10 protein-coding genes are annotated in these 12,555 nt (G+C 74.8%); 5 read left to right on the top strand and 5 right to left on the bottom strand.

Going from position 1 to position 12,555, the window contains the following annotated elements; translation table 11 throughout:
• Nucleotides 1-25: 25 nt before the first annotated feature.
• The gene (locus BCL65_RS03695; RefSeq protein WP_125206466.1) at nt 26-1,060 is read right to left on the bottom strand and encodes a M15 family metallopeptidase; all 1,035 of its coding nucleotides are present in this window, start codon (nt 1,058-1,060) and stop codon (nt 26-28) included.
• Nucleotides 1,061-1,163: 103 nt separating this feature from the next.
• Here BCL65_RS03695 and BCL65_RS03690 point away from each other — a divergent pair, with 103 nt between their 5' ends.
• Complete coding sequence (locus BCL65_RS03690; protein WP_243400772.1) at nt 1,164-3,194, top strand: penicillin-binding transpeptidase domain-containing protein; 2,031 nt, start codon at nt 1,164-1,166, stop codon at nt 3,192-3,194.
• 38 nt (nt 3,195-3,232) lie between these two features.
• Here the strand turns inward: BCL65_RS03690 and BCL65_RS03685 are convergent, their stop codons facing one another.
• Together BCL65_RS03685 and BCL65_RS03680 are read right to left on the bottom strand one after the other, a co-directional pair.
• Nucleotides 3,233-3,670, bottom strand: coding sequence for a hypothetical protein (locus BCL65_RS03685; RefSeq protein ID WP_106265345.1), 438 nt, complete (start codon nt 3,668-3,670; stop codon nt 3,233-3,235).
• A gap of 62 nt (nt 3,671-3,732) precedes the next feature.
• Nucleotides 3,733-5,004 carry an amidohydrolase gene (locus BCL65_RS03680; RefSeq protein ID WP_106265343.1) on the bottom strand — a complete coding sequence of 424 codons (1,272 nt, stop codon included), beginning with the start codon at nt 5,002-5,004 and terminating at the stop codon, nt 3,733-3,735.
• 92 nt (nt 5,005-5,096) lie between these two features.
• Between BCL65_RS03680 and BCL65_RS03675 the strand changes: the two genes are divergently transcribed.
• Both BCL65_RS03675 and BCL65_RS03670 read left to right on the top strand, forming a co-directional pair.
• Entirely contained in the window at nt 5,097-5,678 is a 582-nt protein-coding gene (locus BCL65_RS03675) for a shikimate kinase (protein ID WP_165799919.1), read from the top strand.
• Nucleotides 5,675-6,217 (top strand): hypothetical protein, encoded by a 543-nt coding sequence (locus tag BCL65_RS03670; protein ID WP_106265339.1) that lies wholly within the window; start codon nt 5,675-5,677, stop codon nt 6,215-6,217. Before BCL65_RS03675 ends, BCL65_RS03670 begins: the two co-directional genes overlap by 4 nt.
• A 15-nt stretch (nt 6,218-6,232) precedes the next feature.
• Here BCL65_RS03670 and BCL65_RS03665 read toward each other — a convergent pair whose 3' ends face one another.
• A complete protein-coding gene (locus BCL65_RS03665; RefSeq protein ID WP_106265337.1) occupies nt 6,233-8,281 on the bottom strand; it encodes an NAD(+) synthase in 2,049 nt (682 codons plus the stop codon).
• Nucleotides 8,282-8,351: 70 nt separating this feature from the next.
• Here BCL65_RS03665 and BCL65_RS03660 point away from each other — a divergent pair, with 70 nt between their 5' ends.
• Entirely contained in the window at nt 8,352-9,116 is a 765-nt protein-coding gene (locus BCL65_RS03660; RefSeq protein ID WP_125206467.1) for a copper resistance CopC family protein, read from the top strand.
• A gap of 163 nt (nt 9,117-9,279) precedes the next feature.
• Entirely contained in the window at nt 9,280-9,561 is a 282-nt protein-coding gene (locus BCL65_RS03655) for an HU family DNA-binding protein (RefSeq protein WP_106265333.1), read from the top strand.
• An 84-nt stretch (nt 9,562-9,645) separates the two neighbouring features.
• Here BCL65_RS03655 and BCL65_RS03650 read toward each other — a convergent pair whose 3' ends face one another.
• Nucleotides 9,646-12,426 carry a lysylphosphatidylglycerol synthase transmembrane domain-containing protein gene (locus BCL65_RS03650; RefSeq protein WP_106265331.1) on the bottom strand — a complete coding sequence of 927 codons (2,781 nt, stop codon included), beginning with the start codon at nt 12,424-12,426 and terminating at the stop codon, nt 9,646-9,648.
• Between the last annotated feature and the right edge of the window lie 129 nt (nt 12,427-12,555).

The following is a 12,555-nucleotide window of genomic DNA, read 5'->3' as shown; positions in this document are numbered from 1 at the left end:
GCGCTCGCGCCGAGGTAGTACCGGTTCAGCCGAGGTAGTCGGGGGCCGCCTCGGCGCCGAGCGCCTCCTCGAGCGTGAGCCCGGTGTGGTGCACGTACGCCGCCAGGTCCGGCCCCACGTAGCGCAGGTGCCACGGCTCGGCCGCGTAGCCGGTCACGTCCGCGTCGCCGGCGGTGTAGCGCACCACGAACCCATGGCGCCAGGCGTGGGCCGCGACCCAGTCCGACGACGGCGTCCCCCCGAAGCGCGTGAGGTCCACCCCCGCCTGGGTCACGTCGGCCGCCAGCCCGGTCTGGTGCTCCGAGTGCCCGGCGCGGGCGGAGAACCGCTCTGCCGCCTCTGCTCCGTGCCCGCGCACGTACCGGTCGTGGAGCCGTTCCTGGTAGCCGGCGGACCGATAGCCCGAGACGAGGACGAGCTCCTTGCCGGTCGCCTTCCGGGCGGCGGTCGCCAGCCCGGCCAGCGCGTCGGCGGCCACGGGCCGCAGCCGCACACGCGACCCGGCGGTGGCGAGCGCGGGCCGGACCAGCCGGTCCGGCTCCCAGGACCGGGGCTGCACCGGGTGCCGCTTGTTGACCAGGACGGCCGGGTCGCGCGGGTCGTCGGCAGCCTCCCAGGAGGCCGTGACCACCTTCACGCCGCTCACGGCGGGCGCCGCGGACCCGCTGCCGCCGACGGCGAGACGCCAGCGGGTGGCACGGTCGTGCGTCCAGTGCCGGGTGAGCGGCACGTCGGTGACGTCCACCTCGCCGTCCGCGAGCCGGAGGACCTGGCGCGTCACCCAGGTGCCGCCGACCTGCTGCTGCACCTCGAGCTCACGGCCCCGGGCCGGCGAGACCAGCACGACGTCCCTGAGGTGCTCCCCGGCCACGCCGGACTCCGCCGGCCGCCATCCGGTGATCGTGGTGGCCTCGGGCAGCGGCACGTGCCGGGCGGCCACGGGCGGGCCGGCCGGCGAGACCTCTGCCGCGCCCGCCGTCGTCGGCCACCCGAGGGCAGCCAGGACCGCCGCCGCCAGGAGCGTGCGGGCGGCGCGACGTCGGGAGGCTGGGCGGGGCACGGACGACAGCCTGCCAGGCGTCCCGCCACCTTGGCCACACGAGCAGGCGGCTCGCTCGTGGCACGTTCGACGGGATCGGGACGGCGCGCGCTACCCTCCCAGCGTGCGCCGACGGACAACGTTCACCGTGACCGCCCTCCTCTCGCCTGCCGTCGTGCTCGCCCTGGCGGCCTGCACCGGCGCGGACCGACCACCGGCGTCCGACGCGGCCGACACGCTGGCCACGGCGCTGGCCTCCCTCGACCTGACGGGTGTCCCGGTCGCCACGAGCACGTCGGCGGACCCGCAGGCGCACCTGGTCGAGGTGACCGAGCCGCTCGTCGAGGTCGCCGAGGCGGCCGGCGTCGAGCCCACCGTGACCGTCGCCGAGGTCACCGAGGTGGACGAGGGGTCCGACGACGCCCCGCCCGCCGCCGAGGTCACCCTCGCGTGGACCTGGCCGCTCGACGGCGACCGGACGTGGGAGTACACCACCACGACGGAGCTGGTCTGGGTCGCACCGCCCGAGGGTTCCGAGGAGCCGGGCACCTGGGAGACGCAGTGGGACACCGATCTCGCCGTGCCGGGGCTCGCGGCGGGCGAGCGGCTCGCGATCGACGAGCTGCCCGCCGAGCGCGGCGACATCCTCGACGTCGACGGCGAACCGCTCGTCACCGAGCGCGACGTCTACCGGGTCGGCATCGACAAGACGCGCATCGCGTCCACGCAGTGGGCCGCGCAGGCCCGCCGCCTGGGCAAGATGATCTGGACGGATCCCGCCGACTACGTCGCGCGCGTCGAGGCCGCGGGCGACAAGGCGTTCGTCGAGGCGATCACCGTGCGCCAGGAGGACCCGGGCATCGACTTCTCGGTCGGCCGGGCGCGGGGCATCGAGGGCGTCAACGTCATCTCCGACACGATGGAGCTCGCGCCGACGTCGTCGTTCGCGCTGCCGATCCTCGGCCGGTCCGGCGAGGCGACGGCCGAGATCATCGAGGAGTCCGACGGCGAGGTCGTCGCGGGCGACGTCGTCGGGCTCTCCGGGCTGCAGCGTGACTACGACGAGCAGCTCCGCGGGGCGGACGGGCTCGTGGTGAGCGCCGTCCCCTCGGAGGGGGACGCCGAGGACGGCGAGGAGCCCCGGGAGCTCTACCGGGTCGAGCCGACCGAGGGCGCCGACGTCGGGACCACCTTCGACCCCGCGCTGCAGGTGCTCGCCGAGGAGACGCTGGCGGGCGTGGAGCCGGCCAGCGCGATCGTCGCGATCCGGCCGTCCACCGGTGACGTGCTGGCGGCCGCGAGCGGACCGGGCAGCGAGGGGTGGTCGACGGCGACGCTCGGCCAGTACGCGCCGGGCTCGACCTTCAAGGTGGCCACCGCGCTCGCCCTGCTGCGGGCCGACACCTTCCCGGAGGACACGGTCGAGTGCCCGGAGACCATCACGGTCAACGGTCGCACCTACTCCAACGTGCCCGGCTACCCGGCGTCGGCGACGGGCGAGGTCTCGTTCGCCACGGCGTTCGCGCACTCGTGCAACACGGCCTTCATCGGGACGGCCGAGGCGGTCACGCAGGCCGAGCTCGCCGCGGCCGGCGCGGACCTGGGGCTCGGCACCTCCACCCGGTTCGACCGGACGCCGGTGTTCACCGGCTCGGTGCCGGACGAGGCGTCGCAGACGGGGCACGCGGAGTCCGTCATCGGGCAGGGCAAGGTGCTCGCGTCCCCCGTGGGGATGGCGACCGTGGCGGCGAGCGTCGCCGCGGGGGAGCGGGTCGAGCCGCGCATCGTCCGGTCGGTGACGGACGCCGAGGGCGCCGAGGTGGACACGTCCGCCGAGCCCGAGGCCTCTGCGGACGCCTCCGCCGAGGCGCCGGAGGACGGCCCGGCCGGGGACGGGCTGACCGAGACGGAGGCCGCCGACCTGCTCGACCTCATGGGCGGCGTGGTCACGGACGGCAGCGCGTCGGTGCTCGCCGACGTCCCCGACGTGGTGGGCGCCAAGACCGGCACGGCGCAGTACGGCGACGGCTCACGCCAGCACGCGTGGATGCTGGCGGTCGCGGACGACCTGGCCGTGGCGGTGTTCGTCGAGGACGGCGAGTACGGCTCGACGACGGCGGGCCCGCTGATGGAGAGGTTCCTCGCGGGCCGCTGAGCCGCCGGTCAGCCGCTCATCAGCCGCTGGTCAGCGGCTCAGGAGCGGTAGCCCGCGTCGGCGCACATCCGCTTCACCACGTCGGCGGCCGACTCGACGTCGGCGGGATCCGCCGAACCGCCGGCGAGCGAGGTGGCGAACGGCTCGCGGACGGCCTCGAGGATCGAGGCGGGCCCGGGCTGCGCGTCGAGGATCTGTCCCTCGAGACGGTCCCGGATGGTGGTCAGCTCCACGGAGTTCTCGGCGGTCGCGGGGTAGGCGACCGCCGAGGTCCACCGCTTGACGCGCTTGTTGATCGACTGGCTGCCGCCGACGTGGTACGCGCGGCAGGTGGCCGCGACGTCGACGCTCTCCGCCTCCGCCGGACCGGCGGCGGCGGTGGGGGACTCGGCGGCGGGGCCGCCGCTGCCCGGCTGGGCGCACGCGGCGAGCAGGAGGACGGCGGAGAGGGCCGCGGCGGCGGCGAGGGGACGCATGGGGCGATTCGACTACGAGGTGCCACGCCCAGGCAATCCTCAGCCCCCGACTGTGCCGAGGGTCACTCCCGGACGAACCGTGCGCCGCGCTCGGCGACGCGTCCGGCACCCCGCCCGCCGTCGGCCGCCGCGTCCCAGGTGTAGACCTCCGTGCCGGTGACGAACACGTGCTCGGCACGGGAGGTCACGTCGAGCGGGTCGCCGGACCAGACGACGACGTCGCCGTCCAGCCCGGGTCGCAGTGCCCCGACGCGCTCGTCGAGACCGAGGAACGCCGCCGGGTTCACGGTGAGCGCCTCGAGCGCCACCTGCCGGTCCAGGCCCTCCTTGACCGCCAGCGACGCCTGGTGCACCAGGAAGTTGATCGGCACCACGGGGTGGTCGGTGGTGATGGCGACCCGCACCCCGGCCTCGGCCAGGCGCGCGAGGCTGGAGATCGCCCGGTTGCGCAGCTCGACCTTGGTGCGCGTGGTGAACATCGGGCCGAAGATGACCGGCACGTCGCGCTCGGCGAGCACGTCCGCGACCGCCGCGCCGTCGGTGCCGTGGTTGATCACGAGGCGGTAGCCGAACTCGTCGGCGAGCCGCAGGGCTGTCGCGATGTCGTCGGCGCGGTGGACGTGCTGGTCCCAGGCGAGCTCGCCGGCGAGCACGCGGGCCAGCGTCTCCTTGCCGAGGTCGCGGGCGAACGGCTCGCCCTTGGCCTCGGCGGCGGCGCGGGCGGCGGCGTAGTGCTGGGCCTCGACGAAGGCCTGGCGTATGACCGCGGCGACGCCGAGCCGGGTGGACGGCAGCTTCTTCTGGTCGCCGTAGACGCGCTTGGGGTTCTCGCCGAGGGCGGACTTCACCGAGACGGCCTCCGCGAGGAGCTGCTCGTCGACGGTGCGCCCGCCCCACGTCTTGATCGCGACGGTCTGCCCGCCGATCGGGTTGCCGGAGCCGGGCTTGACGACCACGGACGTCACGCCGCCACCGAGGGCGTCACGGAACCCCTCGTCCTCGATGTTGATGGCGTCGAGGGCGCGCAGCGCGGCGCCGTTCGGGTCGGTCATCTCGTTGGTGTCGTTGCCCGCCCAGCCCTCGGACTCCTCGTGCACGCCGACGTGCCCGTGCGACTCGACGAACCCGGGCAGCACCCACCGCCCGCCCACGTCGAGGGTGCGCACGCCGTCGGGCACGGCGACGTCGGTGCCGATGGCGGTGATGACGCCGTCGGTGACCAGGACGGTCCCGCCGTCGACCGGGTCGCCGACCACGGGGACCACGTAGGCGTTGGTGAGGGCCACGGAGCTGCGGGTGGTGCCCGGGGTGCCGGGTCGCGTCGAAGAGGTCATCACCCCATCCTGCCCGGTCCCGTCGCCCGGGTCACCGGTCGGACGGCAGGTGCGCGGTGACGGCCGTGCCTCCCGGTGCGATGATTCGGTCCGTGCTGCGCCCACCGTTCCTTGCCCTCGTCGGCCCGGCGTCGAGCGGGAAGTCGACGCTCGGCGAGATCGTGGCCCGTCGGCTCGATCGGCCGTTCGTCGACCTCGACGCCGTCGCGGCCGACTACTACGCGGAGGTCGGCTGGAGCATCGAGCGCCTGGTCGACCGGATCGCCGTCGTGGGGCGGGTGGCTGCCGAGCGTGAGTGGGAGCCGGCACGGACGCATGCCGTCGGGCGCGCGATCGAGTCGAGCCCGGACGCCGTGCTCGCTCTGGGCGCCGGGCACACCACCTACGTCGACCCCGAGCAGCGCGAGCGCGCGGCGTCCTCCCTCCGACGAGTGCCGCACCGCGTGCTCCTCGTGCCGTCCCTGGACCGGAGGACGGCGCTGGGCGAGCTACGACACAGGTCGCTCGCCGACAAGGGGACCGATTGGATCGCCGGGGGCCATGACTTCTTGGCCGAGTGGTATGACGACCCGGGCGCCCGCGAGATCGCGACCGGCGTCCTCGTGACCGCTGGGCAGACACCGCGGAAGTCAGCGGAGCGCGTCGTCGCTCTCGTCGGAGGAGCGCACCCGTGACCGCCGGCGGTGCCGAGACGGTCCCCTGGCGGGTGCTGCTGCCGGTGTGCGTGGGTCTCGTCCTCGCCGTCGGCGGCGCGTTCGTCGCCGGGGACGCGGGATCCACGGTCCTGACCGCCGAGCGTCTCGCCACCCACGGGGAGGCCACCACAGCGGCCGACGCCGAGGGGTCGGGCGGCCGGGAGCGCGCGGTCGAGGCGTCGGTCGCCCTGCCCGGCCGCGACCGTCGGCTCCGGCTCGACGGAGCGACCGTCGCGGACTCCGACCTGGCACCGGCGTCGGTCGGCGCGGAGCTGTCCGGCGCATGGCGTCCGGTGGACAGCGGGCCCTATGCCGGGACGTTCGACGTCCTGCACGATCCTGCCGACGTCGAGACGGTCATGGCCGTGCGCGACGTGGAGAGCGTCACCGGCGACGAGGTGACGCGGACGATCGCCGTCGTCTCGGCCGGGGTGTCGCTGACCGCGACGGCGCTCCTGGCGCTCGCGGCGGTCGTCGGGTACCGCCGTGCCCGCCGGCGGACCACCGGCACCGCCTGAGCGCTGCCGCCCCGTTCAGGCCTCCGGGACGTTCTCCTCGATCTCGCGCAGCCAGGCCGCCGGCGACGCGTCCGAGGGCATCCGCCAGTCCCCGCGGGGCGACATCGTCCCGCCCGCGGAGACCTTGGGCCCGTTGGGCAGGGCGGAGCGCTTGAACTGCGCGGCGAAGAACCGCCGGTAGAACACGAGCATCCAGTGCCGGACGGTCGCCAGGTCGTAGGCGGAACGCTCGTCGTGGGGGTAGTTCGGCGGCCAGTCCCCGACGGACGCGTCGCGCCACGCGTGCCACGCCAGGAACGCGATCTTGGACGGCCGCAGCCCGTGCCGCAGCGTCCAGTACAGCGTGAGGTCCTGCAGCGCGTACGGCCCGACCATCGCCTCGGTGGACTGCGGCGTCTCGCCCTCGCCGACGGGGACCAGCTCGGGGGAGATCTCCTGCACCACGATCTCGCGCAGCACGTCGCCCACCTCGGCGGGGAAGTCCTCGGAGTCGGCCACCCAGCGGATGAGGTGCTGGATGAGGGTCTTCGGCACGCCGGTGTTCACGGCGTAGTGCGACATCTGGTCGCCCACGCCGTACGTGCACCAGCCCAGCGCCAGCTCGGACAGGTCGCCCGTGCCCAGCACGATCCCGCCGCGGTGGTTCGCGATCCGGAACAGGTAGTCGGTGCGCAGCCCGGCCTGGACGTTCTCGAACGTCACGTCGTACACCGGCTCGCCGTCGCCCGCGGGGTGGCCGAGGTCGCGCAGCATCTGGGTCGCGGCGGGCCGGATGTCCAGCTCCTCGAACCCCACGCCGAGGGCGCGCGCCAGCCGGGTGGCGCGGTCCTTCGTCGCGGCCGACGTCGCGAACCCCGGCATGGTGATCGCGTGGACGTCCGTCCGGGGTCGCCCCAGCCGGTCCATCGCCCGGGCGGCGACGACGAGCGCGTGCGTGGAGTCCAGCCCGCCGGAGACGCCGATGACCACCTTCGGCCGGCCGATGGCCTGCAACCGCTTCTCCAGGCCCGTGACCTGGATGTTGTACGCCTCGTAGCAGTCGAGCGCGAGGCGCGCCGCGTCGTCGGGCACGAACGGGAAGCGGTCGACCTTGCGGAGCAGCCCGAGGTCGCCCGTCGGCGGCCGGACCTCCCACTCGACGGTGCGGAAGCCCGCGACCCGCTCGCCGAGCCCGCGCCGGTTGTCGTCGAAGGTGCCCTGCCGCAGGCGGTCCTGGCGCAGCCGGTCGAGGTCGACGTCCGCGACGGCGCGGCGGGGCCCGTCCGGGAAGCGCTCGGTCTCGGCCAGGAGGTCGCCGGCCTCGTAGACCATCGTCTGGCCGTCCCAGGACAGGTCGGTGGTCGACTCGCCCTGCGCCGCGGCGGCGTACACGTACGCGGCCAGGCAGCGGGACGACGCCGAGCGCACCATGAGGCGCCGGTCCTCGGCGCGCGCGATCGTGATGGGGCTCGCGGACAGGTTGAGCAGCACGGTGGCGCCGGCCAGGGCGGCCTCGGCGGACGGCGGGACCGGGACCCACATGTCCTCGCACACCTCGACGTGCACCGTGAGGCCGGCGACGTCCGCGGCGCGGAACAGCAGGTCCGGGCCGAACGGGACGTCGTCGTCGGCGAACGGCAGCCGGACGCTGCCGCCCCGGCGGTCCGCGCCGGCGGCGAACCACCGCGACTCGTAGAACTCGCGGTAGGTCGGCAGGTAGGACTTCGGGGCGACGCCGAGCACCCGGCCGCCCTGGACGACGACGGCGCAGTTCAGCACGCGTCCGCCGACCTCGAGCGGTGCGCCCACCACCAGCAGCGGGCGCAGGTCGACGCTCGCGGCGACGATCTCGGCGAGGGCGTCGGCGACAGCCTCCAGGAGGGTGTCGGCCAGGTGGAGGTCGTCCAGCGCGTAGCCCGACACGGACAGCTCGGGGAAGACCGCCACGGCGACGCCGTCGTCGTGGCAGGCGCGTGCCTCGGCGAGGATGGCGGCCGCGTTGGCGGCGGGGTCGGCGACCGTCACGGGCACGGTGCAGGCGGCCACACGGGCGAAGCCGTGGGCGTAGGCGTTGCGGAAGTCCACCCTCCGAGTGTGCCCGACGTCCTGCCCTCCGTGTTCGCCGCGGGCGGCGCGGCCCGGATATGGTCGCACCGTGGCGCAGAAACCCGCGGGCTCCGAGCCTGCTCCCCGACCTTCCCCCCGCTCGGGGGGCTCCGGACCGGACTGGACGCCCGTGCGCAAGAACCGCGGCCGCGTCGTCGCGGCGATCGTGGCCCTGGCGATGCTGCTGACGGCGATCGGGGGGACGGCCGTGAGCATCCTGGGGGCCTCGTCGGCGAGCGCCCACGACCGGCTGGTCTCCTCGGACCCCGCCGACGGCGCCGAGCTCGACGCGCCGGTCGACACGCTCACGCTGACCTTCAGCGCGGCGATCATCCCGGACGGCACCCAGGTGCGGGTCAGCACGCCGGCCGCCGAGGTCGACGCCGACGTCGCCGTCGACGGCGAGACCGTCACCGCGACGTTCGACCCGCCCGCGGAGGGCGGCGAGCACCGGGTGCAGTGGCGTGCGGTCTCCGCGGACGGGCACCCGATCGAGGGCGAGCTCGCCTACGACGTCGCCGCGCCCGCCGAGCCGAGCCCGGAGGCGTCGGAGCCGGCGGACGCCGGTGCGGCGGAGGCGGAGCTGGAGGAGTCGGGCGAGCTGGAGGGCCTCGGTGCCGCGGCACCGGAGCCGTCCTCCTCGCCCGCCGGCGGCGGTGCGGGCACCGAACCCGAGGCCGGCGGCGCGATGCCGCTGGTCTACGGTGCTGTCCTGGTGGCCCTGGTCGGGACGGCGGGCGTGCTCGTCGCCCGGTCGCGCCGCCGCCTGCACCAGTCCGTCGAGCCCGGCCGGCAGGACGGACCGCAGGGCTGAACCAACCGTCCGCGGGGACTGCGAGCCACGCCGAAGGGCGCAAAAGTCGCAGGAACGTGCGGATGTTCCTTAGTGTGTTCCCGGTCCACCGGTTCGCGCCGGACCGACCGAGAACGTGACGACGTGCGGGTCTCGTACGTCGTGATCCGGAGAAGGGATTCACATGTCGCTGAACAAGTCCGAGCTCGCCTCGGCCATCGCCGCCAAGGCCGACCTGACCAAGTCGGACGCCGAGGCTGCGCTCAACGCCCTGCAGGAGGTGCTCATCGAGTCCCTCGGCAAGGGCGAGGCCGTCAAGGTCACCGGTCTGCTGTCGGTGGAGCGCGTCGAGCGTGCCGCCCGTACCGGCCGCAACCCCCGCACCGGCGAGGAGATCCAGATCCCCGCGGGCTACGGAGTCAAGATCAGCGCCGGTTCGCTGCTGAAGAAGGCCGTCGCCAAGTGACGTCCCGCTGACCCCGGTCAGCATCTCGAGAGCCCGTCGTCCGATGCCGGACGGCGGGCTCTCGCGCGTCGTGCCGGGGGACGCTCAGAGGTCGCCCTTGCGCTCCAGGTAGCGCATGGCCACCCAGCCGAACGGCACCCGGCCCCAGTAGGTCACCAGCCGGAACAGGATCGTCGTGGACAGCGCGATCGACGCCGGGATGCCCGCGGCGGTGAGCCCGGCGGTCAGCGCGGCCTCGACGCCGCCCAGGCCGCCCGGGGTGGGGACGAGCGCCCCGAGGGCGTTGCCGACCAGGTAGATGACGGCGACGTCGATGAGCCGGAGGGACTGCCCGAACGCCGCCAGCGACGCGTCGAAGGCCAGCACGTAGCCCAGCGACATGATGACGTTGCCGCCGATCCCCAGGGCGAGCCGGTCCGGCCGCCCGAGCATCTGCGACAGGCGGGGCCACACCTGCTCGAGGGTGGGGCGCGTCTTCTCCCAGACCCAGCGGCGGACGGCGGGGACCAGCAGGGTGGCGATGACGGCGGCGGCGACGCCCGCGATCGCCAGCAGCACGGTGATGGACGGCAGCTCGATGAGACCGCCGGAGCCGGTGAAGATCGAGAGCACCACGAGCAGCACGACCGTCACCACGAACTGGGACGCCTGCACCAGGGCCACGGTCGCGACGGCCATGGGCACCGCGACGCCGCGGCGGGTCAGCATGCGCAGGTTCAGCGCCGCGGGCCCGATCCCGGCCGGCGCGGCGAGCGACACGAACGAGCCGGCCATCTGGGTCAGGGTGGCGCGCCACACCGGCAGCCGCTTCGGCGAGAACGCCACGAACGTCAGCGCCGCCCCGAACCAGGTGACCGCGCCCAGCAGGAACGCGACGACGATCCACCACGGGTTGGCCTGGCTCACCGCGGCGGTGATCTCGTCGAGGTTCATCGTGGTGACCAGCGCGGTGATCACCACGATGAACAGGGTCAGCATGATGACGGTGCGCGCACCGAACCGGGTGATGTTCTGCGGCTGGACGTCCACCTGCGGGAGCCGTGCGACCAGCGCGTCGCGCAGCGCGTCCAGCAGGCCCTTGCGGTGGCGCACGGCGACCCGGGTGGGGGCCGGCAGCGCGACGGACTGCAGCAGCGGGCCGACGGCGGTCACGTCCGCGTCGGGCAGCGCCCGGACGGCGGAGGCGACGGCACGGTCGGGACCGACCTTGAGCGCGAGCAGCGCGAGCATCTGCGTGAGGTCCAGGCGGCGGCCGAGCGTGGTGGAGGCGATCTCGCCCTGCTCCCAGCCGGTGAGCCAGACCCGGGGGCCGCCGTCGTCGTCGCGTCCCACCAGGAGGACGTCCTGCGTGAGCGCGTGGTGCGTCAGGCCGGCCGCGTGGGCGCGCCGGAGCTGTTCCCAGGCGGCCGCGAGGACCGCGTCCCCCGCGGGGCCGTCGAGCGCGTCGTCCGGCAGGTCCCGCCACGAGACGGCGCCCTCGGCGTGCTCGGTGACCAGCACGATGGAGTCGGCGGCCTCGCCGACGCCGAGCAGGTGCGGCGTGCGGACGCCGGCGGCGGTCGCGGCGTAGGTGAGCAGCGCGGTGCGCTCGGCCACCGCCTTGAGCGACACCTGGGCGCGGCCCTCGAGGCCGCGCAGCCGCAGCGCCCGCCACGCCCGCGTCAGCATCCCCACCACGTGCCGGTCGCCGTCGAGGACGACGACGTCGCGGCGGTCGCCGTCGGGGGTGAACATCGCGTACACCCGGGTGTCGCCCGCCCGGGTGAGCGCCATCGTGGCGGGGTCGGCGAGGGTGCCCGACGACGGGAGGTCGGGCTGGTCCAGCGGCTCGCCGCGGCTCCCGCGTGCGCCGACCCGGCCGCGGTGGCGGAGCATGGCGCGCAGGGTGGTGCGTCCCGTGACCTCCCCGGCGGCGTCGACGTGGGTGACCGTGTCGTCGGGGAGCCCGCCGCCCGAGCCGTGGTCGGGTCCGTCGGTGTCGGTGTCCTCGACCTGGGCGGACACGCCCCGGACGCGGACCAGGGCGGTGGGCCGGAATCCTGCGTGCCGCACGGCGGTGACGAGGTCGCCGCCGTAGGCCCGCTCCGAGCGCACCCCCGAGGCGTACTGGACCGCCTGCCCCGCGATGCGGCCCAGCAGCAGGGCCACGAGCACGCCCGGCAGGGCCGCCTGCCCGGTGATGAGCGCGATGACGAGCGCCAGGTAGAGCACGTTCCACGACCAGCGCACCGTCCGCCGGCGGGTGCGCGGCCCGGCGGTCGTCAGCAGCCCGGCGATGGCCGCGACGTACCCGGGGATGGTGATCCTCCACGAGCCGTCCCGGAGCACGGAGAGCGTCCGGACGAGCTCGTCGCTGCCGAGCCAGTCGATCGCCAGCACGGCGAGCACGCCGAGGACCAGGCCGAGCGCCGCGGCGACGATCGACTCGACGACCTGCCGTCCCAGCCGGCGCATGCCGAGCTCGAGCAGCACCGCGACCGGCACGATGAGCGTGACGAGCCCTTCGAGCAGGGCGACGGGGACGAAGAGCAGCTCGCCGAGGAGCGTGTTGAACGCACGCACGTCCTGGGTGACGCCCTCGGTGGTGCCGTGCGCGACCACGGACAGCACCAGCACCAGGGCGACGCCCAGCGCGCTGAGGACCAGCCCGAGCAGGTCGGACGGCTTGCGGACGCGCTGCTCGGGGTTGTCGACGACGCGCACGAGGCCGGCGTCGCGGTCGGACGGACCCTCCGGGGCGAACAGCGCGCGCAGCGCGCCCGTCGGCGGCTTCGCGACGTCCCCGGGCGCGAGGGAACCGACCTCGTGCACCACGGAGCGCGGTGCAGCGGGGCCCGTGGGGGCCTCCTCACGCGCGCGGGACATGCTCGCGAGTCTAGGTGGGCGCGGCGCGGAGGGCTGGTCGAAATGTGCCGTGTCCGGGGGGTAGTGTGCCCGCACAACTACCGCACCGTCGCGGAGCAGGTCTGATGGCGTCACACCGACGTGATCTGC

The organism is Isoptericola halotolerans (assembly GCF_003003075.1).
GTDB lineage: Bacteria > Actinomycetota > Actinomycetes > Actinomycetales > Cellulomonadaceae > Isoptericola > Isoptericola halotolerans_A.
The sequence above is the reverse complement of the archived record's forward strand: the minus strand, read 5'-3'. Positions and strand labels throughout refer to the sequence as shown.

Bases quoted from the DNA above. Each gene is read 5' to 3' on its own strand.
- BCL65_RS03685 (WP_106265345.1), bottom strand. From the start codon at position 3,670: ATGCGTCCCCTCGCCGCCGCCGCGGCCCTCTCCGCCGTCCTCCTGCTC.
- BCL65_RS03680 (WP_106265343.1), bottom strand. From the start codon at position 5,004: ATGACCTCTTCGACGCGACCCGGCACCCCGGGCACCACCCGCAGCTCC.
- BCL65_RS03655 (WP_106265333.1), top strand. From the start codon at position 9,280: ATGTCGCTGAACAAGTCCGAGCTCGCCTCGGCCATCGCCGCCAAGGCC.
- BCL65_RS03650 (WP_106265331.1), bottom strand. From the start codon at position 12,426: ATGTCCCGCGCGCGTGAGGAGGCCCCCACGGGCCCCGCTGCACCGCGC.